This is a genomic window from Bacteroidia bacterium, assembly GCA_037045145.1.
Lineage (GTDB): Bacteria > Bacteroidota > Bacteroidia > AKYH767-A > OLB10 > OLB10.
This window is the reverse complement of sequence record JBAOIA010000011.1, coordinates 410,420-436,752: the sequence shown is the minus strand read 5'-3', so window position 1 is coordinate 436,752 and position 26,333 is coordinate 410,420. Positions and strand designations below refer to the sequence as shown.

The 26,333-nt window shown below is 36.1% G+C and carries 31 protein-coding genes; 16 read left to right on the top strand and 15 right to left on the bottom strand.

The features are described from left to right. The first annotated feature begins 146 nt into the window (after nt 1-146). From nadA to nadD, 3 genes are read left to right on the top strand one after another with little or no spacing between them, the layout of a single operon-like run. Nucleotides 147-1,142, top strand: coding sequence for a quinolinate synthase NadA (gene nadA, locus V9G42_02805; GenBank protein ID MEI2758348.1), 996 nt, complete (start codon nt 147-149; stop codon nt 1,140-1,142). Further along, nucleotides 1,114-2,640: a toxin-antitoxin system YwqK family antitoxin gene (locus tag V9G42_02800; protein ID MEI2758347.1), complete on the top strand. Its 1,527-nt coding sequence runs from the start codon at nt 1,114-1,116 to the stop codon at nt 2,638-2,640. The genes nadA and V9G42_02800 overlap by 29 nt, the downstream gene beginning before the upstream one ends. Then, nucleotides 2,641-3,216, top strand: a complete 576-nt coding sequence (nadD, locus tag V9G42_02795; GenBank protein ID MEI2758346.1) for a nicotinate (nicotinamide) nucleotide adenylyltransferase — start codon at nt 2,641-2,643, stop codon at nt 3,214-3,216. It abuts the gene before it with no gap. Nucleotides 3,217-3,365: 149 nt separating this feature from the next. On the opposite strand, the gene V9G42_02790 is transcribed toward nadD, so the two are convergent. Both V9G42_02790 and V9G42_02785 read right to left on the bottom strand, forming a co-directional pair. Then, entirely contained in the window at nt 3,366-5,555 is a 2,190-nt protein-coding gene (locus tag V9G42_02790) for a glutamine synthetase III (protein ID MEI2758345.1), read from the bottom strand. Between the two features lie 116 nt (nt 5,556-5,671). Then, nucleotides 5,672-5,950, bottom strand: a complete 279-nt coding sequence (locus tag V9G42_02785) for a twin-arginine translocase TatA/TatE family subunit (GenBank protein ID MEI2758344.1) — start codon at nt 5,948-5,950, stop codon at nt 5,672-5,674. Between the two features lie 157 nt (nt 5,951-6,107). Between V9G42_02785 and V9G42_02780 the strand changes: the two genes are divergently transcribed. The 4 genes from V9G42_02780 to V9G42_02765 are packed head-to-tail and all read left to right on the top strand — an operon-like array spanning nt 6,108 to nt 8,650. Continuing rightward, complete coding sequence (locus tag V9G42_02780; GenBank protein MEI2758343.1) at nt 6,108-6,809, top strand: c-type cytochrome domain-containing protein; 702 nt, start codon at nt 6,108-6,110, stop codon at nt 6,807-6,809. Between the two features lie 6 nt (nt 6,810-6,815). Beyond that, nucleotides 6,816-7,187, top strand: a complete 372-nt coding sequence (locus tag V9G42_02775) for a hypothetical protein (GenBank protein ID MEI2758342.1) — start codon at nt 6,816-6,818, stop codon at nt 7,185-7,187. Between the two features lie 10 nt (nt 7,188-7,197). Next, complete coding sequence (locus tag V9G42_02770; GenBank protein ID MEI2758341.1) at nt 7,198-7,749, top strand: YceI family protein; 552 nt, start codon at nt 7,198-7,200, stop codon at nt 7,747-7,749. A gap of 10 nt (nt 7,750-7,759) precedes the next feature. Further along, complete coding sequence (locus V9G42_02765; protein ID MEI2758340.1) at nt 7,760-8,650, top strand: DUF5777 family beta-barrel protein; 891 nt, start codon at nt 7,760-7,762, stop codon at nt 8,648-8,650. A 48-nt stretch (nt 8,651-8,698) separates the two neighbouring features. Here the strand turns inward: V9G42_02765 and trxA are convergent, their stop codons facing one another. The 6 genes from trxA to V9G42_02735 form a co-directional block, all read right to left on the bottom strand. Beyond that, complete coding sequence (gene trxA, locus V9G42_02760; protein MEI2758339.1) at nt 8,699-9,016, bottom strand: thioredoxin; 318 nt, start codon at nt 9,014-9,016, stop codon at nt 8,699-8,701. Between the two features lies 1 nt (nt 9,017). Further along, nucleotides 9,018-9,485 carry a DNA starvation/stationary phase protection protein gene (locus tag V9G42_02755; protein ID MEI2758338.1) on the bottom strand — a complete coding sequence of 156 codons (468 nt, stop codon included), beginning with the start codon at nt 9,483-9,485 and terminating at the stop codon, nt 9,018-9,020. A 162-nt stretch (nt 9,486-9,647) separates the two neighbouring features. Then, complete coding sequence (locus V9G42_02750) at nt 9,648-10,319, bottom strand: MgtC/SapB family protein (protein ID MEI2758337.1); 672 nt, start codon at nt 10,317-10,319, stop codon at nt 9,648-9,650. Nucleotides 10,320-10,442: 123 nt separating this feature from the next. Beyond that, nucleotides 10,443-10,955 (bottom strand): DUF6691 family protein, encoded by a 513-nt coding sequence (locus V9G42_02745; GenBank protein ID MEI2758336.1) that lies wholly within the window; start codon nt 10,953-10,955, stop codon nt 10,443-10,445. Nucleotides 10,956-10,965: 10 nt separating this feature from the next. Further along, nucleotides 10,966-11,529, bottom strand: coding sequence for a YeeE/YedE thiosulfate transporter family protein (locus V9G42_02740; protein ID MEI2758335.1), 564 nt, complete (start codon nt 11,527-11,529; stop codon nt 10,966-10,968). A 97-nt stretch (nt 11,530-11,626) separates the two neighbouring features. After that, on the bottom strand, nt 11,627-12,421 hold the full coding sequence (locus V9G42_02735) for a sulfite exporter TauE/SafE family protein (protein ID MEI2758334.1): 795 nt from the start codon (nt 12,419-12,421) through the stop codon (nt 11,627-11,629). Nucleotides 12,422-12,589: 168 nt separating this feature from the next. Between V9G42_02735 and V9G42_02730 the strand changes: the two genes are divergently transcribed. Continuing rightward, nucleotides 12,590-12,778, top strand: coding sequence for a hypothetical protein (locus V9G42_02730; GenBank protein ID MEI2758333.1), 189 nt, complete (start codon nt 12,590-12,592; stop codon nt 12,776-12,778). Between the two features lie 153 nt (nt 12,779-12,931). On the opposite strand, the gene V9G42_02725 is transcribed toward V9G42_02730, so the two are convergent. The 3 genes from V9G42_02725 to V9G42_02715 all read right to left on the bottom strand — a co-directional run bounded on the left by V9G42_02725 (nt 12,932) and on the right by V9G42_02715 (nt 14,196). After that, the gene (locus V9G42_02725) at nt 12,932-13,414 is read right to left on the bottom strand and encodes a glycoside hydrolase family 20 zincin-like fold domain-containing protein (GenBank protein MEI2758332.1); all 483 of its coding nucleotides are present in this window, start codon (nt 13,412-13,414) and stop codon (nt 12,932-12,934) included. Between the two features lie 180 nt (nt 13,415-13,594). Then, nucleotides 13,595-13,909: a tyrosine-type recombinase/integrase gene (locus tag V9G42_02720; protein ID MEI2758331.1), complete on the bottom strand. Its 315-nt coding sequence runs from the start codon at nt 13,907-13,909 to the stop codon at nt 13,595-13,597. Between the two features lie 59 nt (nt 13,910-13,968). After that, nucleotides 13,969-14,196 carry a hypothetical protein gene (locus tag V9G42_02715; GenBank protein MEI2758330.1) on the bottom strand — a complete coding sequence of 76 codons (228 nt, stop codon included), beginning with the start codon at nt 14,194-14,196 and terminating at the stop codon, nt 13,969-13,971. Nucleotides 14,197-14,400: 204 nt separating this feature from the next. Here V9G42_02715 and V9G42_02710 point away from each other — a divergent pair, with 204 nt between their 5' ends. Continuing rightward, nucleotides 14,401-14,997, top strand: coding sequence for a hypothetical protein (locus V9G42_02710; protein ID MEI2758329.1), 597 nt, complete (start codon nt 14,401-14,403; stop codon nt 14,995-14,997). A gap of 281 nt (nt 14,998-15,278) precedes the next feature. Here the strand turns inward: V9G42_02710 and V9G42_02705 are convergent, their stop codons facing one another. Together V9G42_02705 and V9G42_02700 are read right to left on the bottom strand one after the other, a co-directional pair. Further along, nucleotides 15,279-16,502: an IS91 family transposase gene (locus V9G42_02705; protein MEI2758328.1), complete on the bottom strand. Its 1,224-nt coding sequence runs from the start codon at nt 16,500-16,502 to the stop codon at nt 15,279-15,281. Continuing rightward, nucleotides 16,483-17,385, bottom strand: a complete 903-nt coding sequence (locus V9G42_02700; GenBank protein MEI2758327.1) for a tyrosine-type recombinase/integrase — start codon at nt 17,383-17,385, stop codon at nt 16,483-16,485. Before V9G42_02700 ends, V9G42_02705 begins: the two co-directional genes overlap by 20 nt. Before the next feature lie 13 nt (nt 17,386-17,398). Here V9G42_02700 and V9G42_02695 point away from each other — a divergent pair, with 13 nt between their 5' ends. The 7 genes from V9G42_02695 to V9G42_02665 all read left to right on the top strand — a co-directional run bounded on the left by V9G42_02695 (nt 17,399) and on the right by V9G42_02665 (nt 23,117). Then, nucleotides 17,399-17,710, top strand: a complete 312-nt coding sequence (locus tag V9G42_02695; GenBank protein ID MEI2758326.1) for a hypothetical protein — start codon at nt 17,399-17,401, stop codon at nt 17,708-17,710. Between the two features lie 111 nt (nt 17,711-17,821). Next, the gene (locus tag V9G42_02690) at nt 17,822-19,081 is read left to right on the top strand and encodes a DNA methyltransferase (GenBank protein ID MEI2758325.1); all 1,260 of its coding nucleotides are present in this window, start codon (nt 17,822-17,824) and stop codon (nt 19,079-19,081) included. Further along, entirely contained in the window at nt 19,065-20,150 is a 1,086-nt protein-coding gene (locus V9G42_02685) for a DUF262 domain-containing protein (GenBank protein ID MEI2758324.1), read from the top strand. Before V9G42_02690 ends, V9G42_02685 begins: the two co-directional genes overlap by 17 nt. Then, nucleotides 20,147-20,842 (top strand): MAE_28990/MAE_18760 family HEPN-like nuclease, encoded by a 696-nt coding sequence (locus V9G42_02680; protein ID MEI2758323.1) that lies wholly within the window; start codon nt 20,147-20,149, stop codon nt 20,840-20,842. Before V9G42_02685 ends, V9G42_02680 begins: the two co-directional genes overlap by 4 nt. Continuing rightward, a complete protein-coding gene (locus V9G42_02675) occupies nt 20,823-21,521 on the top strand; it encodes an MjaI family restriction endonuclease (GenBank protein MEI2758322.1) in 699 nt (232 codons plus the stop codon). Before V9G42_02680 ends, V9G42_02675 begins: the two co-directional genes overlap by 20 nt. A 252-nt stretch (nt 21,522-21,773) precedes the next feature. Then, nucleotides 21,774-22,466, top strand: a complete 693-nt coding sequence (locus tag V9G42_02670) for a DUF1003 domain-containing protein (GenBank protein ID MEI2758321.1) — start codon at nt 21,774-21,776, stop codon at nt 22,464-22,466. 243 nt (nt 22,467-22,709) lie between these two features. Beyond that, on the top strand, nt 22,710-23,117 hold the full coding sequence (locus V9G42_02665; protein MEI2758320.1) for a cobalamin B12-binding domain-containing protein: 408 nt from the start codon (nt 22,710-22,712) through the stop codon (nt 23,115-23,117). On the opposite strand, the gene V9G42_02660 is transcribed toward V9G42_02665, so the two are convergent. Continuing rightward, the gene (locus V9G42_02660; protein MEI2758319.1) at nt 23,114-23,848 is read right to left on the bottom strand and encodes a hypothetical protein; all 735 of its coding nucleotides are present in this window, start codon (nt 23,846-23,848) and stop codon (nt 23,114-23,116) included. The genes V9G42_02665 and V9G42_02660 overlap by 4 nt on opposite strands. A 10-nt stretch (nt 23,849-23,858) precedes the next feature. Next, nucleotides 23,859-26,114, bottom strand: coding sequence for an AAA family ATPase (locus tag V9G42_02655; protein MEI2758318.1), 2,256 nt, complete (start codon nt 26,112-26,114; stop codon nt 23,859-23,861). Nucleotides 26,115-26,333 lie beyond the last annotated feature (219 nt).

The window sequence follows — 26,333 nt, the reverse complement described above, 5'->3', positions numbered from 1 at the left end:
AGGTTTATAAGTTGTTAATGCATGCATGGTAACTTAAAATACAAGTACCTTCTTAAAAAGTTATACCACATATTAACCGACTAATTATAACAACATAATATTTTTTAAAATAATATTTATTTATTTAATTATAATAATTGATTGTAATGACTGAAGTTTCTGAAATGATTTTGAAACATGGATATTTGCCGGAAAGTATTCCTGCCTCCATGGATTTGTTTGAAGAAATAGAAAAATTAAAAAAAGAAAAAAATGCCGTCATACTGGCGCATTACTACCAGGAATCCGATATTCAGGATGTGGCGGATTTTGTGGGTGATAGTCTTGGGCTGGCGCAGCAAGCCGAAAAGACTAATGCCTCTATGATAGTTTTTGCAGGCGTACATTTTATGGCGGAGACAGCAAAATTGCTGAATCCCGATAAAAAAGTTGTTTTACCTGATTTGAATGCAGGTTGCTCGTTAGCTAACAGTTGTCCACCTGCTGACTTTAAAAAATTTAAAGAAGAACATCCTGATCATGTTGTTATTTCATACATCAATTGCACTGCAGAAATAAAAGCTTTGAGTGATGTTATTTGTACATCGAGCAATGTGGTAAAAATTGTTGAAAGTTTTGCTCCGGATCAGAAAATTATTTTTGCTCCGGACAAAAATTTAGGAGCATACATTAATAAAAAAATTGGTCGTGACATGGTGTTGTGGGATGGAAGTTGTGTAGTTCATGAAATATTTTCAGAACAAAAAATTATAAAACTTAAAGAGAGATATCCTGAAGCGTTGGTTATTGCGCATCCTGAATGTGAAGATCATGTATTGCGACATGCAGATTTTATAGGCAGTACTACAGGACTTTTGAAGTACACAAAAGATAATCCTGCGAAAGTGTTTATTGTAGCTACAGAGTCGGGAATTTTATATCAGATGCAGAAACTGTCGCCTGAAAAAATGTTTATTCCTGCGCCACCGGAAAATAACTGTGCTTGTAACGATTGTCCTTACATGAAACTAAATACTTTAGAGAAAGTGTATCTCTGTATGAAAAACGAAGTACCGGAAGTAATTATCCCTAAACATTTGCAGCAGGCAGCACTTCAACCTTTAAAACGCATGCTTGAAATATCAAAACAACATGGTTTGTAGAATACTGATTGCAGCATTTTTTTTATCATTTTATTCAAACATATTTGCACAAACAGACAGTGCAGCAACCAATGGTTTTAAAACTTTTTATTATCAGAATGGTAATAAAAGCAGCGAAGGTAACTTCGTAAATGGAAAACCAGAAGGTTTATGGAAATCTTATTTTGAAAACGGAAAATTAAAATCAGAAGGAAACAGACATAATAATAAACCGGATGGTTTATGGAAATTTTACAATGAAAACGGGAAAATAGCCAGTGAACTAATTTATGATTTAGGGTTAAAAAACGGAATACAACGTTACTATTTTTCTGATGGAAAATTAAAACAGGAAGAAGAGTTAAAAGATGGCATCAGACAAGGTTGGGTAAAAGACTTTGGCGAGAATGGCCAGCTTATAAATATGGTACCATTTAAAAATGGTGTTGAAGATGGAATTGCAAAATCATATGCAGATGATGGCAGATTGATTACCATCACAACTTACAACGAGGGTTATATCCGCAGCGAAGCGAGAATAAACAGAATAGATAAATTTGGATTAAAGCAAGGTGTATGGAAGGTGTTTTTTGACAATGATAAATTAAAAGAAGAAACAGAATATCTTGACGATAAAAGGAATGGCTTTTATAGGGTATATAATAGTGATGGCACATTGGCTCTTTCAGAAAAGTATAAAAATGGGGAGTTAGTAATTGATAAGAAAAGCACTACTAAGTTTGAAGTAAAGCGCAATTTTTATACAGGAGGAAAAGTAAAATCTATTGTAAATGTAATAAATGATAAACGACAGGGAGTAGAAAAAATCTATGATGAGAAAGGAAATGTTATATCAGGAAAGTTGTTTGAAGACGATAAACCAGTTGCAGAAGGAATTACGGATGAAAATGGAAACAGACAGGGAGAATGGAAATTTTTCTATGAAGATGGCACAGTGTATTCTATAGGAAAATATAAAGATGGAAAACGAATTGACGAGTGGAAATTTTTATTCCAAAATGGAGCTGTTCAACAAATTGGAAATTATAAAAACGGTCTTCCGGAAGGTGAGTGGAAATGGTATTTTAGGAATGGTGAAATAAGACGAGATGAAAGTTTTATAAATGGTAAAGAAGAAGGCATTTCTAAAGAATATAACGACTCATTACAACTTATAGCAACAGGAAAATATGTTGATGGTAAAAAAGAAGGACTATGGAAATATAATAATGGAGAATATGTTGCAGAAGGTGAATATGCCGATGGATTAAAATTTGGCACATGGCATCAGACTTATAAAAACGGCAAAACAGCATTTACAGGAAAGTATATTGATGGTCTTGAAGATGGCGAACATGTTTATTACAACGACAATGGGAAATTACATGAAGTGCGTAACTACAAACAAGGTCAACGGAATGGATTATGGAAGATATATGATGATAAAGGTGTTTTAATATTAACCATAAACTATCAGGCAGACAAAATTACCCGCATTGACAGAATAAGAATTAACTAAATGAAGATTGGTTTATTTTTTGGTTCATTTAATCCTGTGCATAACGGGCACATGATGATTGCAAATTATTTTGCAGAATTTACAGATTTAGAACAAGTGTGGTTAGTGGTATCACCACACAATCCGCTTAAGCCTGCCGGATCTTTGCTTAATGATTATCAGAGGTTGCATTTAGTAGAAACAGCTATTGGTAGTTATAAAAAAATAAAAATTTCGAAAATAGAATTCGGCTTACCTAAGCCTTCCTATACCATAAACACCTTAGTTCATCTGAATGAAAAATTCCCACAACATGAGTTTGTGTTGATAATGGGTAGCGACAACCTTATCACTTTTCATAAATGGAAAAATTTTGAACAGATTTTAGAAAACTATAAAATATATGTTTATCCGCGACCAGATTCCGATGGGGGCGAATTAAAAAATCATCCTTTTGTAAAAATTATTCAGGCACCATTGGTTGAAATATCTTCTACCTTTATCAGACAAGCCATCAAAGAAGGCAAGGACGTGCGTTTTTATCTTCCTGAATCGGTGTATGATTACATAGATGAAATGAATTTTTATAAGAAGTAGTGAGTGGGAAAATTTAGAATTACAAATTGTGGTTAAGTAGTTTTTGAAACAGTATCAAAGGTTGAATTAAAAACCATTTATTCCAATGTTTGCATATAGCTTCTAAACAAAAAAGCTGCCCCGAAGGACAGCTTTTTTATGCAACACTATTATCTGATTGTAACCAATTCGCGGTATTTTACCATTGGCCAGATTTCATCATCAATTATCATTTCCAATGCATCAACATGTTCGCGGATTGTTGAAAAGGACACTTTAACCTTATCGCAATAAAAAATAGCTTTTTCACGTAAATCTGTTATTTTATTTCCTTTATCTCGTGATGCAAGCATGGCATCAACATTTTTCTTAATGGCATTTACGTGTGCACTGATTTCTTTTATCAGCAGCAACTGTGTGGAATATGTTTCTGCTTTCAGATCGCAGTCTTTGATATTGTCAACAGTTTCTGCCAAAAAATTCTGATAACGGAATGCTGCAGGAATAATATGATTTTGTGCCAGATCGCCAATGACACGACTTTCAATTTCAATTTTCTTGATATAAGTTTCCAGCATTATTTCATGTCTTGCTTCAGCTTCACGATGTGTAAAAATATGGTTGTCTTCAAAAAGCTTCAGCGATTTTTTTGAAACCATTGCATCTAATGCAACCGGAGTTGTCTGATGGTTGGAAAGACCTCTCTTCTTTGCTTCTTTTACCCACTCTTCGCTATAGCCATTTCCTTCGAAACGGATATTTTTTGTCTCAACAATGTATTGACGCAGCACACGAAGTATAGCTTCGTCTTTTTTCACATTTTTCTTGATAAGTGCGTCAACTTCTTTGCGGAAAATTCGAAGTTGATTGGCCACTATGGTATTTAAAACGGTCATGGCATTGCTGCTGTTGGCAGAAGAGCCAACGGCACGAAACTCAAATTTATTTCCTGTAAAGGCAAAGGGTGATGTGCGGTTGCGGTCGGTATTATCAAGTAATATTTCGGGTATTTTACCAATGTTGAGTTTAAGTGCAGTTTTATCTTCTACACTCATTTTACTTGAACCTACTTTTTTCTCTATATTATCTAAGATGCTGCTTAACTGTGCACCCAGGAAAACACTCATAATGGCAGGTGGTGCTTCATTAGCACCTAAACGATGGTCATTAGCTGCTGAAGCAATGCTGGCACGTAGCAAGTCTGCATGTTCGTGAACAGCTTTTATGGTATTGATAAAGAAAGTTAAAAACATGAGGTTGGATTTTGGATTTCCACCTGGCGACAATAAATTTTTTCCGGTGTTGGTAACCATACTCCAGTTATTGTGTTTGCCGCTACCGTTTATTCCTGCATAAGGTTTTTCATGAAACAATACTTTGAATTGATGTCTGCGGGCAACTTTATCCATTAAATCCATAAGAAGCTGATTGTGATCAACAGCAAGATTTATTTCTTCAAAAATAGGAGCACATTCAAACTGACATGGTGCTACTTCATTATGACGTGTCTTTAATGGAATGCCAAGTTTGTAGGCTTCAATTTCAAAATCGTGCATAAAGGCATTTACTCTGTCGGGAATAGAACCGAAATAATGATCTTCTAATTGTTGTCCTTTTGCCGGTGAATGACCGAACACTGTTCTTCCGGTAATGGCCAAATCAGGTCGTGCATAAAACAAAGAAGTGTCAACTAAGAAATATTCCTGTTCAATGCCCAATGTTGTACTAATGCGTGTGATGTCTTTATCAAAATATTGTGCTACAGGAACAGCTACTTCATTCAGTGTATGCAATGCTTTTAACAATGGTGCTTTATAGTCAAGTGTTTCACCTGTGTAAGAGACATAAATTGTAGGAATACAAAGGGTGCGTCCATTTGGGCTTTCAATAATAAATGCCGGAGAACCCGGATCCCATGCCGTATAGCCACGTGCTTCGAAAGTATTTCTTATTCCTCCACTTGGAAAACTACTTGCATCAGGCTCTTGTTGCACTAAAGAACTTCCTGAAAAATGTTCGAATGAGTTATCATTGCTCATGTCGAAAAAGCTATCATGTTTTTCGGCAGTAGCTCCGGTTAGCGGTTGAAACCAATGTGTGTAGTGTGTAGCACCTTTGCTGATGGCCCACTCTTTCATACCATGGGCAATTTCACCAGCTATTTTACGGTCTATTTTCTCACCTGTATCTATTGCTGACATTACAGCATTAAATGCGTTCTTAGGTAAGAACTTAAACATAGCTTCTTTGGTGAAAACGTTTGTTGCAAAATAGTCAGATACCTTTACTGACGGAGGGGTTATTTTTACAGGTATGCGCCCATTGGTAGCATCGAGGGCACGAAAGCGAACATTGCTCATATAGTGTTTGATTTTTTAAAAACGGGGTAAAAATACATTGAAAAAAAGGGCAATGTCAAGAAAAATATCGTTTTTTTTCAAACACCCCCCTAAAAAACAGGGCCTTTCACCTAAAATCAGGCATTTTTTTCATCTATACCCCCATTATTTTCGGGGGTATCAGGCTTTTCAATGGTTTTTGGAGGTTGTTGTGGTGATGGTGGCGGGGTTTGCATACTCTGCTCAATTTCGCGTTGTACACCATTCATAGCATCTTTAAACTCGCGGCTGGCACGACCAAGCCCTCTGGCCAAGTCAGGTACTTTTTTTGAACCGAAGAAGAATAATACAAACACCATGATCACTAATAATTCACCCCCACCAAGATTATCTAAAAATAAAAGCATGCCGTTCATATCTTAAATATTTGAGCAAAAGTAACTCAAATGTTGATGTTGAAACAATGAATATTTATGTTTATTACCTTTCAGCCATTATATTTTCCCATTAATACATTTTTATTGACTACAATTAAAAGATATCTTTTTTATTTGTTTTAAAATTGAATCATGCATGAATAAAACAATATTTTTTTGGTTGATGCTACTGACAATTGCAGCAGCTTCCTGTAAGCACGAGCCGCAGGACTTAGCTATAGCAACCGATGACAGCACTGCCACTGAAGATTGCAGCACCGATACGGTTTATTTTAAAAACACCATTCAGCCAATAATAACTGCATCATGTGCCTATAGCGGATGTCACGATGCTGCAACTGCAGAAGATGGCGTTATTTTAGATACCTATGCCAACATTATTCAGACAGGAGATGTTAAAGCCGGCCGGCCCGAAGACAGCAAACTTTACAAGGTGCTTATTGAAAATGACCCCGATGATATCATGCCGCCACCACCGGGTTCTCCATTGAGTAGTGTACAGATTAATGATATTTACCAATGGATTATGCAAGGTGCTAAAAACAATGAATGTCTGGGCTGCGATAGTATTAATGTAACATTTTCGGGAAGTATCTTACCCATTATGCAAACCATTTGTCAGACCTGCCATAGTGGAAGTGCACCGTTGGGAAACCTTTCATTAGTTACTTATGATGATGTTTCTGCAGTAGCAATGACAGGACAGTTAGTTGGTGCTGTAACCCATGCTGACGGATATTTTACCATGCCCGACAAAGATGATTCAACAAAATATATTCCTAACTGTAAAATAAAACAAATTATTAAGTGGGTAAATGATGGTTATCCCGACAATTAACAAAGCATGAATAAAAGTTTAATTTCTATTTTGGGTATTTTAATTGCATTTTGCATAAGTGGTTGTTACTATGATGTGGAAGATGAGTTATATCCGAATACAGGCAACTGTGATACCCTTAACATTACTTACTCACAAACAGTGGCACCAATAATTAGCAGCAACTGCAAGGTTTGTCATTCGGCATCTATGGCGCAAGGCAATGTTGTTATTGATACTTATACAGCAATAAAAACCTATGTTGATAATGGAAAACTTTTAGGTTCTCTCAATCATGAGTCGGGATATGAACCAATGCCAAAAAATCAAAATAAATTAAGTGATTGCAACATCAAAAAAATTTCAATCTGGATAAATCAGGGAGCACCCAATAATTAAACATATAAAAATGAAAAAATTAATTCTTTGTGTATTAATGGCAGGAATGCATTATGCACAGGCACAAAATGTTTTTACAACCAATGCCGGTACCATTTCTTTCTTTTCAGAAGCACCTCTTGAAAACATTGATGCCACAAGTAAAAAAGCACATTGCATTTTGAATGTTACAACAGGTGATATTGTTTCGTTGGTAGCCATTCGTTCATTCAAATTTGAAAAAGCATTGATGGAAGAGCACTTTAATGAAAAATATCTTGAAAGCGATAAATATAAAGATGCTACATTTAAAGGAAAAATTCAGGAGCCCTTGGTTACTGATCGTGACACAGCATATCAGGTAACCGTAAACGGGACAATAATAATTCATGGAGTTGAAAATCCGGCAAATTATAAAGCAGAATATAGTTTTAAAGCAGGAGTACCGGCAATTGAAGGTAGCTTTAATGTGGCTTTAAAAGATCACAAAGTTGATATTCCGAAATTGGTTATTCAGAATATTGCCGAAGTTGTTAAAGTAACCTGTAAATTTGAACTTGTTCCATATCAAAAGAAGAACTAAAAATATTTTTATGCTAGCAATCAGAAAACTGTTTTTTATTGGATTTACTTTTATTACCCTACAAGCAGCTGCACAGGACGACCTGATGAAAATGCTTAATGAAAGTGGTGAGAAAGAAAAGAAAGAAGAAGTTACGGCAACATTTAAATCAACCAGGCTCATTAATGGGCATAGTGTTGAAAACAACAAACAAGGTGTTTTACAGTTGATGATATTACATCGTTTCGGGCAGATAAATAGTGGAGGATATGAGTTTTTTGGTTTAGACAACGCTACCATGAGACTCGGATTTGACTATGGTGTTACAGACTGGTTGAATGTTGGTATTGGACGCAGCACATTTGAAAAAATGTATGATGGACTATTAAAAGTTAAATTACTAAAGCAACGAAAAGGCGGTACACCGGTTACGCTTTCAGCAGTGACATCCATGCAACTGAACTCATTAAAATTTACTGATCCGCAGCGAAAAAACTATTTCTCATCAAGATTGACATATTCTTATCAGCTGTTAATAGGCTCTAAATTAAGTAATGAATTTTCTGTTCAGATAATGCCAACACTCATTCATCGTAATCTGGTACCTACTGTCAATGAAAAAAACGATGTATTTGCATTAGGAGGTGGCGGTCGAATAAAAATTTCGAAGAGTATTGCTTTTACAGCAGAATACTATTATGTATTACCTGATCAGATTAGCAGCACTTATAAAAACTCACTTGCTGTAGGCTTTGATATTGAAACAGGAGGTCACGTTTTTCAAATACATTTTACAAATTCTCGCAGTATGGTAGAAAAAGGTTTTATTGCCGAAACCACAGGCGACTGGCTTGATGGCGGCATTCATTTTGGTTTTAACCTCAACAGGGTTTTTACGATTTATTATCCCAAAGAACAATAATTACATTTTTTTATGGTATTAGACAGCCAATTTAATATCATAAAACATCTACCCCATATTTTGTTCAATGATTCGCAGTAGTTGTGGTTTGTTAACCACACCACTTTGCCGCCACAAAACTTTTCCGGATTTAAACAAGATTAATGTTGGGACTCCCTGAATCTCATAAGCAGCTGCAACAGCAGGATTTTTATCCACATCAATTTTAAGTATCACAGCTTTATCGCCTACTTCATTTTTTACTTCATGTAGTATGGGAGCCATCATTTTACACGGGCCGCACCATTCGGCAAAAAAGTCAACCAATACAGGTTTTTCACCCTGAATAATTTCTTTGAAAGATTTGTTTTGTGTTGTTGTTTCCATTCTATTTATTGTAATATGCGCTATACATCCAGACTAATTTTTCCTGCTCGCTGATATAATCACTCATCAATGCATTGGTACCTTCATCATCTGCATCAGCTGACATTTTTAATATCTCGCGCTGTTTAATTAAAATAGTTTCAAATGCATCCAAAATTGCTTTTATTGATTTTGACGGGTCTGATACATTCTTAATTTCTTTCAGTTGTGATGCCTTACTGTAATCGCTAAAGGTATGTAGTGGTGTTTCATCTAAAGTTAAAATACGCTCTGCTATTTCATCAACTTTAACCAATAAGTCGTTATACAGTTCTTCAAACTTTAAGTGTAGTTCAAAAAACTTTTCACCTCTGATATTCCAGTGTAAACCACGAGTTGTTTGATAAAATACCATGTAATCTGCAAGCAGAAGATTAAGTTTTGCAGCCAGTTGTTTTGCCTGCTTTTTATTGATACCTATATTAATCATAACTAAGAAATTTTATTAAACACTGACCGCTAAAATAGAATTAAATTATAAATCAGCTGCTGACTTATATCATCACCGATTATGAAGTATTGACAATCTTAAACAAGAAAACCGAACTATTGTTTTAATTTTAATCTTTAGAAGTAAGTGTGTTTTCAATATTCAATTTAACCATTGAATTTCTTTAATGGCTGAATTTTTTTTAAGTAGATTTATAACTGATTCTAATGTTCCGGTGTCAGCATGTTCGAGTTGAATCTGGAATATCAAATCTTCGTTTGTTCTTGTAAAATTTAATGAAATCAGGACTATTCCATTTTCTTTTAAAAGTGCAGTCAGAAATTCTGCATTACCAAAATCATGACTTGTAGTTATACGTAAACTTTTTTGTTTAAATTTTTCAAAATATTTTTTTTCTAAAGGCTGTAGTCCCCATAATATAATTATGGCAAAACCTGTTGTTATAGCTGCGGCAAGAACCATTCCACCTCCTGTTGCCAAGCCAATACCTGCCACTGTCCATATTCCTGCTGCTGTAGTTAGTCCTCTAATAGTTTCATTTTTGGAAAACAGAATGGCTCCGGCACCAATAAATCCAATACCGGTGACTACTTGTGCTGCAATTCGCGAAGGGTCAAGTGTTATATCAGGATTGCCTAAGATGTCAGAAAATCCAAATGCAGACACCATCATCATCAGGCAGGAGCCTACACAAACAAGCATGTGTGTTCGCATACCTGCTGCCCAATGCTTTCTTTCTCTTTCAAGTCCAATGAGGGCACCAAAGAGTGATGCTAAAAAAAGCCGTAAAATGATTTCAGAAACACTTATCATCTTGGTGACAAAATTTATTGTTATAAAACTAACAATAGTTCAGACCACTTATGGTTAACAGAACAAAAATAAATTTGTTTTTAAAACTAAAATCAAAACTCAGCCAGCAACTAACTTTTTAAATCAATGCGGAAGTTTGTCGCGGAATTTACCATATACCCATGTTCCGGCAATAGCACTTAGCAAGCTTACAACAATAACAGTAGCACCCGAGCCAATTGTAGCAAACAGAGGTCCCGGACAGGCACCTGTGGTAGCCCATCCCAAACCAAAAATCAATCCTCCCCAAATTTGTCCTTTATTAAACTCTTTTGGATGCAGGGTTATTTCTTCTCCGTAAATTGTTTTGATTTTGAATTTTCGAATAAGCCAAACAGACAAGATACCAACAGCAACAGCACTGCCAATGATACCATACATGTGGAATGATTGAAGTCTGAACATTTCCTGTATTCTGAACCACGATATTACTTCTGCTTTTACTAAAATAATTCCAAACACAATTCCCATAAGGCTGTATTTTATGTTATGAACCCAACTATGTTCAAGATGACTTTCGTTTACACAAATTGTATCTAACGAACGTGTTTCAAAATCTGTGTTTTGTTCTTTTTCTATAGCAACTTCTGATTTCATAAAATTAATTTTAAAGGGAAAGTATATAAGGTAAAATTACATTAGCCATAATGAAACCACCGGCCATAAAACAACAGGTAGCTATCAAAGAAGGAAGTTGAAGCGTAGATAATCCCATTATAGCATGTCCGCTGGTACATCCTCCTGCATAACGGGTGCCGAAGCCAACAAAAAAACCACCTACAACCATCATAACAAAACCTCTTAGGGTAAATAAACTATTCCAGTTAAATAAATCTGCAGGCACCAAACCACTAAAGTCTGTTATCCCATTTTCATTAAGAGAAGTTGCTAACGAAGGATTGATATCAACTTTTGTTGCTACGGTAAGTAAATTCATTGCAATAAATCCACCTGCCGTTATTCCGGCAACAAAAAACAAATTCCATCTTTCTTTTTTCCAATCATATTTGAAGAATGGAATGTTTGATGGCATACAAGCAGCACAAACATGACGGAATGAAGAGCTGATGCCGAATGATTTGTTTCCAAGTATCAGCAATGCCGGTACAATGAGTCCAATCAGGGGTCCTGCAACATACCACGGCCATGGTTTAAGAATTAATTCAAGCATATTTTTAAATATATTTAGTGTTGAGTAAAAAAATTTTTAAAAAAGTATAGTGTATTGAGTAATGAAATGCGGAAACAAATTGAGGTAAAACATATTATTATTTCAACAATGTTTCTTTAAGGATAATATAAATACCCATTACCAGAACAAACCAGCCAAATGCAGGTTTGAGTTTTTCGTTTGCAATGTTTTTAGATAACAGACTGCCTATTAAAATGCCCACTACTGCTACGGCAGAAAAAGTCAGTAGAAAATTCCAATTGATGGTTTCTTTATGGAACAGACTGACTGTAAAACCCAGCAAGGAGTTAATAGCAATAATAAACAAAGAAGTGCCCACAGCTTTTTTCATTGGCAGGTGAGCCATCAATACCAATGCAGGCACAATTAAGAAACCGCCACCGGCACCAACTAAACCTGTAACAGCACCTACAATTAAACCTTGCATAATGATGAGAGGATAGTTATATTGAATTTTTTCGAAATCCGGTTTTTGCTTTTTTCTTCTGATCATGGAGTAAGATGCAAACAACATGATGATGGCAAACAACAGCAGCAGTGCAATAGGTTTTGTAATCTGCAAAGCACCTATACTAAAAAGTTGATCTGGAATGGCTGGAACGATTAAAGCTCTAGTGATAAAAACGGAAAAAACGGAGGGAATGCCGAACACAAGAGCTGTAGTCCGGTGTATGTTTCCCATTTTAATGTGACTGAAAGTGCCTATCAGGCTTGTAAAGCCAACAATAAACAGAGAGTATGTTGTAGCCAATACAGCGTCAATAGAAAACAGATAAACTAAAATAGGCACAGTTAATATGCTGCCGCCACCACCCATAAGACCGAGTGAAAGTCCCATGAGTACTGCACCGGCATAGCCTAATAATTCCACAACTTTTCTTTATTAATACTTTGCCGCAAAAGTCTGATAAAAATCATAACTGTAATGCAACTTCAGTTACATTAATTTAAATAGTATCCATAAATACACAATTAATATATCTTTAATGCGTTTAAATAAGCATTATCATTTGAGTAGAAACACTAAATTATATAAAATATGAAAAAGATTATGTTTGTTTCAGGAGCCGTTGCCGCATCGTTGACTACTCTTGGTGTATTATTCAAAACAATGTATTGGCCGGGAGCCAATGTTATGCTAGTGCTCGGTCTTGGAATGCTTGCTTTCATTTTTATTCCAATTACAGCCAAGTATTATTATAACAACCATTCCATTAAATCTACTTAATGCATCTTTAATACTTACTGTTCAGTAAACGGTTGGTACTTTATTAACTATTTAATTAAGTTGGTAAATGCAATATATTGTACTATCCATTTCTGGATAGTAATTTTCTCTTTATGCCTGATATATTTATCACACTTTAAAGCTATATAGCTTTCAAAACTTGCATGTAATTTCGCTACAACTGAGTGGAATTTTTGCTTTGGGATTTTTGTCCTCAAAAAATTTTCTTGGTATTATTTGAAATAGATAATGCAGCGCATTTGTTAGTCCGTTGTCGTTGTTAGCCTCTACAATAATGGCAGGTTTTTTAATTTTTATTCTATAACCATCACTGCCTAATGAAGCATCATTTATTTTTTTCAGGTTTATAGCGTTTTCAAAGGTGCCTTCACGCAGCGCATTCACAATGGCAAGGTGTAGCCCAATGCTATCTTTTAGCTGTGCACAATAAACCCTTGCTGCTGCATCACCGGTAACCCATGCAGGACCTTCTACAATGGCAATTTTACGGTGTAGTATAAAGGTGCCGGGTTGTTCAACAATGCTTGTGGGCTTGGGTATAATTCTGAGGTCATTTTGAGCAAAAAGAGAGACAACATTCAGAAGCAGAAACAGGGGTATAAAAAAAACTTTCATAAAGGCTAAAATACAAAGAGGCATTGATGCAGTGCTAAAGATGGTTGTAAATTATGAACAGTGTATTTTAATTTTTGTGACAGTGAATGGTTGTTATACTTTATATGGTTTTATTGTAATGGCAGACTAACAATACATAAAAAAATTTATCTGTATCAATGACAATGGCAGCTTTTTACATTACAAATCATCCAATGGACTCTTGATTTTTCGTTTTGCAATGTCGGTCAGTGCTGTATAACCCATTGTGGTTTTGATGTTGTTGTGACCCAAAAGTATCTGTACAAAACGAATGTCTGTGCCTTGCTCTATGAGATGTGTGGCGTAGGAATGACGTAAACTATGTACACCCACTTTTTTGTGGACTTTAGCTTGTTGCATTGCATTTTTGAATACCTGCTGCACAGAGCGCACCGAATATTGACCACCATACTGACCCTCAAACAAATATTTTTTGAGTTTGTTATCTAAATAATACTTTCGCAGCGGTGCCAAGGCCAATTTGGGCAAAACTGTATAACGGTCTTTTTTACCATGGACAGCAAAGTGGATTTTTAATAATAGTTTGGCTCTAAGCCCAACAAGCTGCGGTGCTGAAAATTGTCGGCTACGTACCATTTTTTATTACTGCCACTCCAGTAGGCTTTCATAGTTTTTTTAAGTGATAAGGCAAGCTCTTTGTTATTAGGAAAAATAATCCAGATCACTTTTTTATCCTTATGCTGCCCTGCCTCGAAAACATAGTTTTCGGGAGTAAATGTTGTGTTATTATGCTTATTCATAACATCGTATTTTGTATTGCAAATGCACTATAAAAGTACGATAAAAACCAAGAGCAATACAAAAACCGCAATAAAATTTATACTCTAAACAGCTGAGGGTGAAGAACAATCACGCCTATCGTAATTTTTTTGTTAATATTGGGGAGTTGCGTATATTTGTGAGTTGCCTGTAATTTTTAATCGACACGAATTAACAGCATAAAAATGGGAAGTATTGTTTCAAGAGACATGATAAAATCAATGGGCTTTGGTTTGATTCTTATGGCTCTTTTTACACTTTTTTGGTTTGGTACTGCTGCATCAAACTTAAGCGGCAATTTTATGTGGATATTGTTTGCGTTTACTGATTTAATTGCTATAGTGTTTATTGTTTATGCGATACATTTATTTTTAATTTCAAAAAGATTCCCACAAACCCAAGAATCAGATAAGACAATTAGGCGAAAAATTTTAACGAAGTTTGGATTAGTTTTCGGCTTAGAAGGGCTAACAATAGCAGTTTGTGTATTATTATTAAAGCAATTCAATCTCCATGAATTCATTATCCCAGCTATAGCCACCATCGTTGGCTTACATTTTTTCCCAATGTCTTCAATTTTTCAAAGAAAATTAGACTTCTATACAGCCTCATTTGCAACAATTGTTGGCTTGGCAGGTTTGTTATTCACAGCTACCAAAAAAAATTCAAGCACCGATATTAGTATTATTGTAGGAATTGGGATAGGAATTGTTACGACTTTTTATGGGATTTACATGATATGGACAGCGCAAGAACAAAAAAATAATCAATTTGCTAATTGACAAAACTACAGGCAACATTATGCCGAATAGAAAAAAGCCCTAATGCAAAAAAGCCCTGAGAGTAGAAAACACTTCAGGGCTTTTTGCTATTCGGTGTTCAGCGACACCGGTATTTTTTGTGTAGGAGGTTTTGTAGCTTTGGTTCTTTGTGATTTAGTGCTTTTTATAGTTACCGGTTGTAGTATTTCGCATGTTTGCGGATGATTGGGTTTGCTTAAACACACAACTTCCCCTACCCAAGATACTTAGGATTTTAGATGCTGTCATTATGTTTGTTATTGTCATCGCATTTGTTTAACAGGTTTTTGTATCTTTTGTGGAGAGCCTTTGTTGTGCAACAGCGCTACATTTACTAACTGTACACCCTGCCGTGCTATGTTGATATAGGTTGCCTGTAATTCTAAGGTTCCAGTTTTACAAACACTACACTGCGTAATATCCACACCGTACTTCATCGCTGCTAAAGTGGTTACGGGTAGTTTTACTTTTAGTGGTGGCTCTGCTATTTTTAATTGCCTGCAAATAGATTTTAAACGCTCTGTTTTGTTCTGATGGGATAAAAACCCACTGTGCCGTATCTTCACAAAACCTTTGGGCAGTATGTGTTGCTCAAACCTGCGCAAAAATTCTTCATGGCTCAAGGTCATCAACTTTTGTTTGTTGTCATCTTGGTAGTCTTTGTATTTGAATGTGATGGTTGTGTCGGTTATTGCCATTATCCGATGCGTAGTAATAGCAACCTTATGCGTATATCTGCCTAAGTATTCCAACACCTGTTGTGTCCCGCCAAAAGGACGTTTGGCATATACATTCCACTTGATGAACTGCAATTCTCCCATTGTTTTCTCAAACATTTTTTCATCTTCAATATTCAGTTGATGATTGAATTTTAATGCTAACAGTTTTTCTAAGAAATAGCCCTTGAAAATCTTTTCCATCGCTCTTCTGGGAAAAAGAAAGTTACCGGTCCTGCGTTTCTCTTTTTGCCACCGGCCCTCTTTATCTATGCCACCACCACTCACGATGCAATGTATGTGCGGATGAAAAGTTAAGTCTTGTCCGTTGGTGTGCAAAATGCTGATGATGCCCGGTGTTCCTCCAAGATATTTTTCATCACTACCCAATTTTCTAAGCGTATAATTGCTTGCTTCAAACAACAAATTAAGAACTGCTTTGCGGTTGCCCATGGCCAGACTTCTTAATTGCTGCGGCAGGGTAAACACGATATGGAAATAGGTGGTGGGCAACAACTCACTCATTCTGTCGTGCAGCCACTGTTCGCGCTTTAAGCCACCACAATTGGGGCAATGCCGGTTGCCGCAACTATGATATTGGTGATGTTGGTGAGAACAAGTATTGCAGCGATAAACATGCATGCCTAACCTTAACGTATGGCAATCGGACAACTTTTTCAACACACTTTGACTGTACGGATTAAACTGCTGTCCACTGTGGTGGGCAAAGATTCTGGTTTGAAGCCTTTGCTTAATTTCCGCTTGTTCCACCACCCAATCTTTCTAAGGGAGATACAATGCCAAGCTGGGTGTGGTGTTGCAGGTGCAGATAAATCATGGTGGTTTCTAACTTGCTATGGCCAAGCAGTGTTTTTATCACATGAATATTATTGCCCTGATTGAGCAGGTGCGTAGCAAAGGAGTGTCGCAGGGTATGTGCCGTAAACCGTCCGCATTCGAATCCTGCTTTTTGCATGGCACTATTTACCACCAACTGCATGCTGCGTACATGAACAGCACACTTGGTCTGTTGGCTGGTAAACAGGTATTCTTTGGGGCGTCCGGCCTGTAAATAGTACTGCCTAAGCTGAATCAATAAACTTTGTGGCAGTAAGGTGAAACGATCTTTTCCGCCTTTACCCTGTACTACTTTAATACGCTGGTTGGTGCTGTCTATATGGCTAATCTTTAAATCACACACTTCGCTAATGCGCATACCGCAGCCATAAAGCAACCCCACAACACAGTATTCTTTTAAAGAAAGCGATGCATTAAACAGTTGGGCTACTTGCTGCTCTGTCATAATATCAGGAAGCACAAATTGTTTTTTAGGGTAAAGCTTGCTGGGAACGATATAATCCGATGGCATAACTTTCTTAAAAAAGTAACTACAGGCTTGTGCCACACTCCTGCATTTGGCTCGGCCTACCCTATGGTTCTCTTTAATAAATAGCACATAACGCTCAATGTGTTCTTGCCGTAATTCTTCCACTTGCAAATTGTTGTAATGCTTAAAGAGCAAGGTGAGCTCTTGCAGGTAGTTGCGCACAGAGCCCTTGCCGTACTCTTGTATTTGTAAAAGTTGCAGAGTCTTTTGCAACCATCTTTTGCCACTTTCATTGAGTGGTTTTAAAGAAATGGTGTTTCCTTTCATAATATATTTTTTGATGAAAGGTAATGTCCGTATCTTTGCTTATGATGTCAATAGCAAAATACAAAACTCACCGAAGGTGTCGCTTGAACATGGGTTTTGTGCAAGTGGGGCTGACGGAAGTACAATCAGCAGTTTGGCAAATCCCTGCTTCAGTTCGGGCTTGACGAGCATCGCTGGGCTTTTGTTCTTATCTTCAACAAAATATTTTCAATCAGCAGCGTCTCCGGGCAGAGGGAATTTTAATATCCCACCTGCACAAAGCCCTGTCCGTTGGCGGAAATGGCAGAGCGACAGTGCTTCTATCGAGCGACAGGTGAAAACTTGATAACTTTTGGACGGTTAAACCGACATTTTGAGTAACTTTGACCGAGACAAAATTTTAATATAAGACGACTTGAAAACTCATCATAAAATAATAAACGGAGACAGCAGACAAATGGCTGAATTGCCTGACAATTCGGTGCATTTGGCTATTACTTCGCCTCCTTATTGGCAACTCAAAGACTACGGAACTGACAATCAAATCGGCTTCCACGACAGTTATGAGAATTACATCAATAACCTGAATTTGGTTTGGAAAGAGTGCTATCGCACTCTTCACAACGGTTGCAGGTTGTGTGTAAACATTGGCGACCAATTTGCCCGTGCAGTTTACTATGGACGTTACAAAGTCATTCCTATTCGTGAAGAAATAATCAAGTTCTGTGAGAACATCGGTTTTGATTATATGGGAGCTATCATTTGGCAAAAGGTGACTACTTCCAACACAACAGGCGGTGGCGTTCAAATGGGTTCCTATCCATATCCAAGAAACGGAATTTTGAAATTGGACTATGAGTTTATTCTTGTTTTCAAAAAATTGGGCGACAGTCCTAAGCCAACCAAAGAGCAAAAGGAGCTTTCAAAAATGACTGCTGAAGAATGGAACACAAATTTTGCAGGACACTGGAACTTTGCAGGTGCAAGGCAAAACGGCCACATTGCAATGTTTCCTGAAGAATTACCGAAACGCTTAATTAAAATGTTTTCGTTTGTTGGCGAAACAATTCTTGACCCCTTTGCAGGAAGCGGAACAACAGCTATAGCTGCAAAAAATTCAGACAGAAATTCCGTTGGCTTTGAAATCAATCCCGAATTTATTCCTTACATCAAAGAAAAGTTAGAAGTTCATCAGAGGGACTTGAATGGAACTACTTATGAGTTTGTAACGCAACAATTGACTATAACCGACTTTGAAAAAGAAATTCAAAAATTGCCTTACATTTTCAAAGACCCTCATACGCTTGACAAGAAAATTGATGTAAAAAAATTACAGTTCGGTTCTAAAATTGATAAAGACAGTTCCACCAAAAGAGAAGAACTATTTACAGTTAAAGAAGTTATCAGCCCTGAAAAAATACGTTTAAGTAACGACTTGACTATAAAACTTCTTGGAGTAAAAGAGGACCCTGTAATCAACGGCAAAGCAACTTCGTTCCTAATTGAAAAAACGAAAGGGAAACGTGTATTTCTGAAATACGACAATGTAAAGCACGACAGCGAAAACAATTTACTTTGCTATCTCTACCTTGAAAACAAAACATTCATCAATGCTCATTTAATTAAGAACGGTTTGGTGCAAGTTGACAGTGATATTGATTTCAAATACAAGGACAAATTTTTAAATCTTATTCAAAGTAATGACACAAGAAGATAATTTACTATCTGAGGTTATAAAAAGTCGGCAAGAGTATATTACCGATGGTTATTCAATGTCAATAGGTGAAATTGTAAGTAACTATAAAGAAGGGGAAATAATAATCAATCCCGATTTTCAGCGAAAGTTTCGCTGGTCAGAACAGCTTCGTTCACGACTGATAGAATCCATCTTGATTGGAGTTCCATTACCATCAATTTTTGTTTACCAAAATGATAAAGGTAAATGGGAAGTGGTAGATGGTGTGCAAAGAATATCTACCATACTGGAATTTATGGGAGAATTAAAAGATGAAAAAGGCGAGAAGCTCCCTGCTTCGACATTAATTAAAACTAAAATGCTTCCTTCTTTAGAGGGCATGACTTGGGAGAAATTACCAAAAGAACCTTTGCAAATAGACTTCAGAAGAACAAAAATTGAAGTGAAAATTATTAAAAGCACATCTCACCAAAATGCAAAATTTGAAGTTTTTCAAAGATTAAATTATTCTTCAGTTCTATCTGGACAAGAGTTTAGAAACGCTGTTTTGATAATGCTTGATAAAAACCTTTATAAGTGGCTAAAAGAACAAGCCGAATATGAATTATATAATGAATGCTTAGACTTAACTGATAGGTGGAAAGATGAACAATACCACTATGAATTAGTTTTGAGACTCTACATTTTCTCAATGTTTGCAGAAAAGCCAGTTTATAAAGTGGATGATTTCATTAACGACAATTTTTTATATAATGAAGAAGCTTCTCTTATAAGTAAAATTCAAAACGGGCAGTTCAAATTAGATGACGAAAAATATAAGTTTAAAAAAACTTTTATGCTATTGCATAAAGCCAAAGGCAAGGATGTCTTTAAAAAAGATGGTAAAGGAACACAATTTTTAGAATCCTATTTTGAATCAATAGCAATTGGGTTATACTCAAATATTGATTCTTATTCCGAATTAGATGGAGACATTGAACTAATTAAGTCAAAAATTGAAAATATTGAAACTCATATTCCCAAAGCTGCCAATACTAGTTCAAGAATTCCTCTTACTGTAAAATTCGGGAAAGAATACTTTAAAAAATGAGTATAGAACCAAAGACACTTACATATCTATACGAATTGGTTGAAAAAGACTATGCTTGGAGAATATCAGAACTTTCCAATTATAGAAGTGCTTTACTTACCGAGCAAAATGAAAAAGCACAAAAAGCCAAAATTAGGGCTGGTGTTGCCTTGCTTTACGCTCATTGGGAGGGCTTTATAAAGCAATTAGCGAATTGGTATTATGACTTTGTAAGCTTTCAGTCTCATAATGTTTCAGATTTAAGTGAATCGTTTGCAAGCATAATTCTACGTGCTGAATTAAACGTTTTAGAAAGCAGCAACAAGATTAAAGACCATCAAAGAGTTATAAAGATGATTTTTGAGGGTATGAATAAAACGGCATATTTCTCTAGGAAAAGCCCAATAAAAACTTCAAATTTAAAGTTTGTAATTTTCGAAGATGTTTGTATTCTTTTAGGCATTAATCCATTAGAGTTTGAAAGCAGATACAAGAGGAAATTTGACCGAAACATACAACTTACCATTGATGAAGATTTAGTAGGACAAAGAAACAGCATTGCCCATGGAGAGTATTTACCAATTTCAATTGAAGAATATAAAAAGCTATATGACATTGTTGTAAACGGGTTCCTATTTAACTTCAAAGAAATAGTAATGGACTGTGCTACTAACAAAAAATATTTAAGAAATCGTGAAAAAGCAACCTACTAAAAGATTTTCCAAAGAGTTTGGCAAGAAAGAGAAAGTTCTAAACTATGCCACACAAACTTATCAGCTCTCCAGACCTAACAAGGTTGGAGCAGTAATGGCTCTCATTCGAGAATGCCAACCGAAAACGATTGAAGATTGGGAAAAATGGTATTTTGAAAATGCAACAACAGATGGAAAAGCACCTACAAAAATTACGAAAGAAAGTTTGGAAGAACTTGGCGAGAGACTTTATATTAAAATTAAAGAGATAGTAATTCCTGAATGGACGGAAGCATTTAACCAACTTACATTACAAGACTGCATTGAGTATATTCATAACCTTACCATCAACAGAACTTTTGACGGATTTATCAGAGAGAAATCTGTAATAGAAGATAATCTTGCAAAGACTTTTCCGAACATAAAGTTTGAAGAAAGCGACCCCGAACTAGACCACGCAGGCGACATTGATTATCTGGGTTGGGTTGGCGACAAAGCATTTGGCATTCAAATAAAACCTGTAACAGCAAAAGCAAACTTCGGCAACTACTCTGCGACCGAGAGAATGAAAGCGAGTTTTGACGACTTCACTAAAAAATTCGGTGGACAGGTATTCGTAGTTTTCAGCATTGACGACAAGATAAAGAACGAAGAAGTTGTTGACCATATTGCCCAAGAAATTAAACGACTGACGAAGTGAGAAAAAGAGCCACATCCGCCAACATTATGCCGAATAGAAAAAAGCCCTAATGCAAAAAAGCCCTGAGAGTAGAAAACACTTCAGGGCTTTTTGCTTTCTAGTGTTTTTTACGCTTGCTGTTTGATGTGTTGCGATTGTTTGTTGTTGGCAGGAATAAACTAAACACACAACATTATCTATATATTTGAACATGTTTTTGAAATTATTTTTTTCACAAACTGACGTTAGTCAGAATTTTAAAGGACACTTGAAATGAAAATAAGTCACATAACCAAAAAAGAAATTCCAAATGGTGAAGAAATAAAAGGACAAGAAATCAGAGAAGGTATTTTTAACCTAATTCAATCTAACATTCCGGACTTCAACAAAGACAGCTATATTTCATTAGTTGAATTAAACCAATACAGACGACTTTATTTGACTTCTTTAATAGTTCAAGAAAAGGGAGAATTGGCGGTCATTGACCAAGATGTGATGGATGCCATAAAAAACAATTCAATCCTTTCAGAAAACATTCAAGACGAAATTGAATCCACTTTAACTTTAGGGCAAAAAATAGCCGACAGAGTTGCTGCCTTTGGAGGTAGCTGGACATTTATCATTACGTTTTTCTCATTCATTATAATCTGGATGTCCATTAACATTTGGTTCATAGCAGCAAAACCGTTTGATCCCTATCCTTTCATTTTGCTTAACTTAATTCTTTCTTGTTTGGCAGCTATCCAAGCACCCATTATTATGATGAGCCAAAACAGACAAGAACAAAAGGATAGACAGCGTGGCGAACACGATTACAAAATCAATCTAAAAGCTGAGCTTGAGATTAAACTGCTAAGTGAAAAAATTGACCACCTACTTGTTCATCAAAACAAAAAATTATTGGAAATTCAGGAAGTTCAAATTGACTATCTGGAAGACCTGATGAAAGAAATAAAAAAGAATTAATTGTTTGCCAAGTAAAACTACCCAACAGAAAAGAAAAACAGCCACTAACATTATACCAAATATCAAACAGCCCCATTACAAAAAAGGCCCTGATGTTCTTTCACCTCAGGGATTTTTACTTTCTAGTGTTTTAAAAAGTTATTGTTTGATGTGTTGCGATTGTTTGTTGCTGATTGAAATGTTCAAAGTACCAATCTTTTTGAACCCGGCTGCCATACCGTTCACTTTGCTATTTTTGCGTTTATGAACAGACCAGTCAGAGTATTAATTACCAAGGTAGGCCTCGATGGTCACGATCGTGGTGCAAAAGTGATAGCTTCTTTTCTTCGTGATGCAGGAATGGAAGTTATTTACACCGGACTTCGACAAACGCCACAAATGGTGGTGAACACTGCCCTGCAAGAAGATGTTGATGTCATAGGCGTGTCTATCCTCTCAGGAGCGCACCTTACTGTTTTTCCAAAAATTATGGAACTTCTTAAAGAAAAAGGAATGACCGATGTACTTGTTACTGGCGGAGGCATTATTCCTGATGCCGATATGAAAAAATTAAATGACATGGGTGTGGGTAAACTGTTCGCCCCGGGCACTAACACTAATGAAATTGTTCAGTACATAAACAATTGGGTTGAACAATATAGAAAAGACTAATAGACTCTTGCTCTTTCTGTTTTTGAAAACGGATGATACCCTGAGCCTTTAAACTGCACTTTAATGCTTTTTGTTTTTATAAGATTTAATGCACTGTAAAATGCATAAAGTGTTTTACGAGTGTTTCTTTTTATCCAGATATTTTCCTTTCTGCGAATAATTTTTTCATAAACCTGATGATAGGTCTTTTTATGAAAAGCATATAGTTCGTCCAATACATTGAGCTCTAAAAAATATCTGCTTCGTATGTGTGCAAAAATTGCAGAACGCTCATTACGGTTATATTGTGAGAAAAATAATTGCTGAATATTGGGAACATTTGTTTTGTTTAAACAATGTATCAGCCACACATATTCAAAATTCAAATGATGACCGGGAACTTTTACTCCTCCACTATTAACTGTACAATCGTTCAATACTTCTTTCTCATTCATAAATTGAATACCTTTTCTTACAAAGCCATAGATAAGTTGTATTTGAATCCATTGGCCATTACTCAATTTTAGGTGAATGAAACAATAAAATGGCTTTTCTTCTAGACGCACTCTTTTTAGGTAGGGTGAAAATTCAAGCACCGTTAATATTTTGCGTGTGTCGTCCCTGTTTATTGCAATCTGAATAATATCTGCAGCAATTTCATCGGGGCGCGAAACAGTTAATCCCATTGCGGCATACCTGATTTCGCTGATACGCTCAAAAAAATGATTTAAGAATTTTGCTTTATCCCCCATAAAATTTAGATTAATAAAACCATAACGCTGCTTTTTTCATTATTCTTGGCATAAGCCTGATTTCTGCTTCTGCCTGTTCACGCCTGCGAATTTGTTTTACCTTGCCCGAAGTCTGCATACCGGAATGGTTCATGGTATCCGTCATGCCATTAATAATCATAAATAGGTTCTCAACCTGAAAGTCTTTTTTCATTTGTGATGCATATTCAAGTTGATCAAAAGTGGCACTGTTTGCTTTAACAACAAACATGTTTAAATCACTCATTTTCATCAACGGAACAGCATCCATATAATTACTGGTTTCGGGGGTATCAAATATCACATAATCGTATAATGTTTTCATATCTGCAAGAATGTTGCCAGTTTTATCATTTATAAGAAGTGTGTTTACGCCATGCGCAAGATATCCGGCACTAAGCAAATCAACATTTTCGTAGTTTGTTATTTGTACAGCCTGATGAAGGTTTTTATTGTCCTCAATAACTTGTGCAAAACTGCTTTCTTCTTCATTGCCCAGAGTGTTTTTTAATGAAGGATTTATGGGATTCATATCAATCAACAGTGCTTTTTTTCCTAACCTACCCATAGCCATAGCTAAATTTTGCGCAATGGTAGTTTTTCCTTCACCGGCTTTAGCTGATGTTATGGTTATCATCTGTACAGACTGTTTGTTTCCAAGCATGAGTATTTTGGTACAAAGTGTCATAAAGGACTCACTGAAATCATGCTTTTTACCACCTGCTTCAATATTGGCAATAAAAGGAATGTCTGTAAATTTCTGAAGATCTTTACGATTACGGATTTTTATTTTTAGTAGTGGCTTAACAGCAGTTATTAAAGCACCAAATAAAAGTGATGCAAGCAATGCCAGCGACCATACTTTTGCAGGATTAGGACCGATAGGTGAGGTAGGCATTTTTGCCTCATTTAGTATGTATGATGATGGTGGCAAAACAGGAGCCTCAACCATAGCTTCTGCTCTTTTCTGAATCAGAAAATCATAAAGCTTGGTGTATAAGTAAATACTTCTGTTGAGTTGTTGTAGTTTTTCTTCTGTCTGTGGCAGATTTTGAATTCTGTCTTTAGCCGAAACAATAGCTGCTACAAGAGTTTCTTGTCTGATGGTTAATTTTTTTCTTGTATTTCGGATACTCTCTGCAAGCATTTCTTTAAGTGAGCTTATTTCTTTATCAACTTTTGAAAGGTCTGCACCTTGCTCCAACAGCTGCTGACGTTCTGCAACTTTATCATTCAGTTTCAGGTAAGTTTCTGTGTATATAATATCTGTAATAGTTCCATACTCCGGTGAAATGGTATTCACGTTTCTGTTCTTACGCATATAGTCACTCAGGTTATCCAAAGCAGCTATTTGCATATCTGCTTCTACTTTCTGAATCTGTAGTTGACTTACGGTGTTTAATACTGCACCTGCCTGCTGTGGCATTTCATAAGCATTGTTTGCACTTTGAAAATACGACAATTCGCGCTGTGCATTGTCAAGCTCTTGCGAAACACGATCGAGTTGGTTATTGATGAGTTGTACATTGGCAATGGAATGTGATTCGTTAGCTTTTTGTCCGGCATTGCCATAGCCTTTGGAAACGGCACTTGCAATACGATAAGCCTTGGCAGGATTAGTACTTTGGCTGTTTAGTTTTATAACTCCGCCATCTTCAATAGTACAAGTCAGATTTTGCTCAGCAATTTTGTTGGCTAAGCTCCTGTCAGAATAAATGGTAAACGAAACTTCGTCTTTATCGTCCAGTAAATTCAGATAAGGGGTTTTTTCAATGGTTACAGCCAGTGATCCAAGATCGAGCATTTCATTATAGCTGCCTCTTTTTTGTTGATGTCCTGCCTGATCTTCATATTCAAGTATGTAGGTTTTTTCACCATCGTGTTGCAGACTAAAACATTGCTGACTGAACGACTCGTCCTTTAAGTTATATGAAATTTTTACAGGCTTATTGTCAAAACACTCTGATGTCTGAAAGTTTTTGGTTACAAAATATTCTACGTTCAGCCCCATGCCTTTTACAGACTGTTCAATTGTTTTGGGTGAACGAATCATTTCTGCAGCAATGGAAGTTGACTGTTTATCGGGGTCAATATTTTTTAAAATAGCCTGCGATTCATAAACCTTAGGTATTAAAAACAAATAGGCTGAAGCACCAACACTTCCTGCCAGCAGGCAGCCAAGAAACAATCTTTTGTTTGACCTGATGTTAAGCATGGCGCGTTGTGACCAAAATGATTTTGTTGTCATCTTTATTGAATTTTATAACTTCTATACAAGGAAAAAGGCTATTAGGTTACATTACATTTTGGATTGTTAATTAATATGCAGATTGCTGTAACCATTTTAGGCCTTTGTCGTTAAATGCGGCCCTTCTTCGTCAGGCTCCTGAGCAATCGGGACAAGTGGTGAAAAAACCTGTTTGAAAGTGGCACCGACCTTTTGGCAATTAAACAGCTATTAGGCAAT

What these genes read in the sequence shown, in the direction of transcription:
- V9G42_02790 (MEI2758345.1), bottom strand. Translation starts at nt 5,555, where the DNA reads ATGAGCAATGTTCGCTTTCGTGCCCTCGATGCTACCAATGGGCGCATA.
- nadD (MEI2758346.1), top strand. Translation starts at nt 2,641, where the DNA reads ATGAAGATTGGTTTATTTTTTGGTTCATTTAATCCTGTGCATAACGGG.
- V9G42_02765 (MEI2758340.1), top strand. Translation starts at nt 7,760, where the DNA reads ATGCTAGCAATCAGAAAACTGTTTTTTATTGGATTTACTTTTATTACC.
- V9G42_02725 (MEI2758332.1), bottom strand. Translation starts at nt 13,414, where the DNA reads ATGAAAGTTTTTTTTATACCCCTGTTTCTGCTTCTGAATGTTGTCTCT.
- nadA (MEI2758348.1), top strand. Translation starts at nt 147, where the DNA reads ATGACTGAAGTTTCTGAAATGATTTTGAAACATGGATATTTGCCGGAA.
- V9G42_02715 (MEI2758330.1), bottom strand. Translation starts at nt 14,196, where the DNA reads ATGAATAAGCATAATAACACAACATTTACTCCCGAAAACTATGTTTTC.
- V9G42_02655 (MEI2758318.1), bottom strand. Translation starts at nt 26,114, where the DNA reads ATGACAACAAAATCATTTTGGTCACAACGCGCCATGCTTAACATCAGG.
- V9G42_02775 (MEI2758342.1), top strand. Translation starts at nt 6,816, where the DNA reads ATGAATAAAAGTTTAATTTCTATTTTGGGTATTTTAATTGCATTTTGC.
- V9G42_02755 (MEI2758338.1), bottom strand. Translation starts at nt 9,485, where the DNA reads ATGATTAATATAGGTATCAATAAAAAGCAGGCAAAACAACTGGCTGCA.
- V9G42_02690 (MEI2758325.1), top strand. Translation starts at nt 17,822, where the DNA reads ATGGCTGAATTGCCTGACAATTCGGTGCATTTGGCTATTACTTCGCCT.
- V9G42_02685 (MEI2758324.1), top strand. Translation starts at nt 19,065, where the DNA reads ATGACACAAGAAGATAATTTACTATCTGAGGTTATAAAAAGTCGGCAA.
- V9G42_02665 (MEI2758320.1), top strand. Translation starts at nt 22,710, where the DNA reads ATGAACAGACCAGTCAGAGTATTAATTACCAAGGTAGGCCTCGATGGT.
- V9G42_02695 (MEI2758326.1), top strand. Translation starts at nt 17,399, where the DNA reads ATGAAAGGTAATGTCCGTATCTTTGCTTATGATGTCAATAGCAAAATA.
- V9G42_02680 (MEI2758323.1), top strand. Translation starts at nt 20,147, where the DNA reads ATGAGTATAGAACCAAAGACACTTACATATCTATACGAATTGGTTGAA.
- V9G42_02770 (MEI2758341.1), top strand. Translation starts at nt 7,198, where the DNA reads ATGAAAAAATTAATTCTTTGTGTATTAATGGCAGGAATGCATTATGCA.
- V9G42_02660 (MEI2758319.1), bottom strand. Translation starts at nt 23,848, where the DNA reads ATGGGGGATAAAGCAAAATTCTTAAATCATTTTTTTGAGCGTATCAGC.
- V9G42_02750 (MEI2758337.1), bottom strand. Translation starts at nt 10,319, where the DNA reads ATGATAAGTGTTTCTGAAATCATTTTACGGCTTTTTTTAGCATCACTC.
- V9G42_02745 (MEI2758336.1), bottom strand. Translation starts at nt 10,955, where the DNA reads ATGAAATCAGAAGTTGCTATAGAAAAAGAACAAAACACAGATTTTGAA.
- V9G42_02785 (MEI2758344.1), bottom strand. Translation starts at nt 5,950, where the DNA reads ATGAACGGCATGCTTTTATTTTTAGATAATCTTGGTGGGGGTGAATTA.
- V9G42_02730 (MEI2758333.1), top strand. Translation starts at nt 12,590, where the DNA reads ATGAAAAAGATTATGTTTGTTTCAGGAGCCGTTGCCGCATCGTTGACT.
- V9G42_02670 (MEI2758321.1), top strand. Translation starts at nt 21,774, where the DNA reads ATGAAAATAAGTCACATAACCAAAAAAGAAATTCCAAATGGTGAAGAA.
- V9G42_02740 (MEI2758335.1), bottom strand. Translation starts at nt 11,529, where the DNA reads ATGCTTGAATTAATTCTTAAACCATGGCCGTGGTATGTTGCAGGACCC.
- V9G42_02780 (MEI2758343.1), top strand. Translation starts at nt 6,108, where the DNA reads ATGAATAAAACAATATTTTTTTGGTTGATGCTACTGACAATTGCAGCA.
- trxA (MEI2758339.1), bottom strand. Translation starts at nt 9,016, where the DNA reads ATGGAAACAACAACACAAAACAAATCTTTCAAAGAAATTATTCAGGGT.
- V9G42_02700 (MEI2758327.1), bottom strand. Translation starts at nt 17,385, where the DNA reads ATGAAAGGAAACACCATTTCTTTAAAACCACTCAATGAAAGTGGCAAA.
- V9G42_02710 (MEI2758329.1), top strand. Translation starts at nt 14,401, where the DNA reads ATGGGAAGTATTGTTTCAAGAGACATGATAAAATCAATGGGCTTTGGT.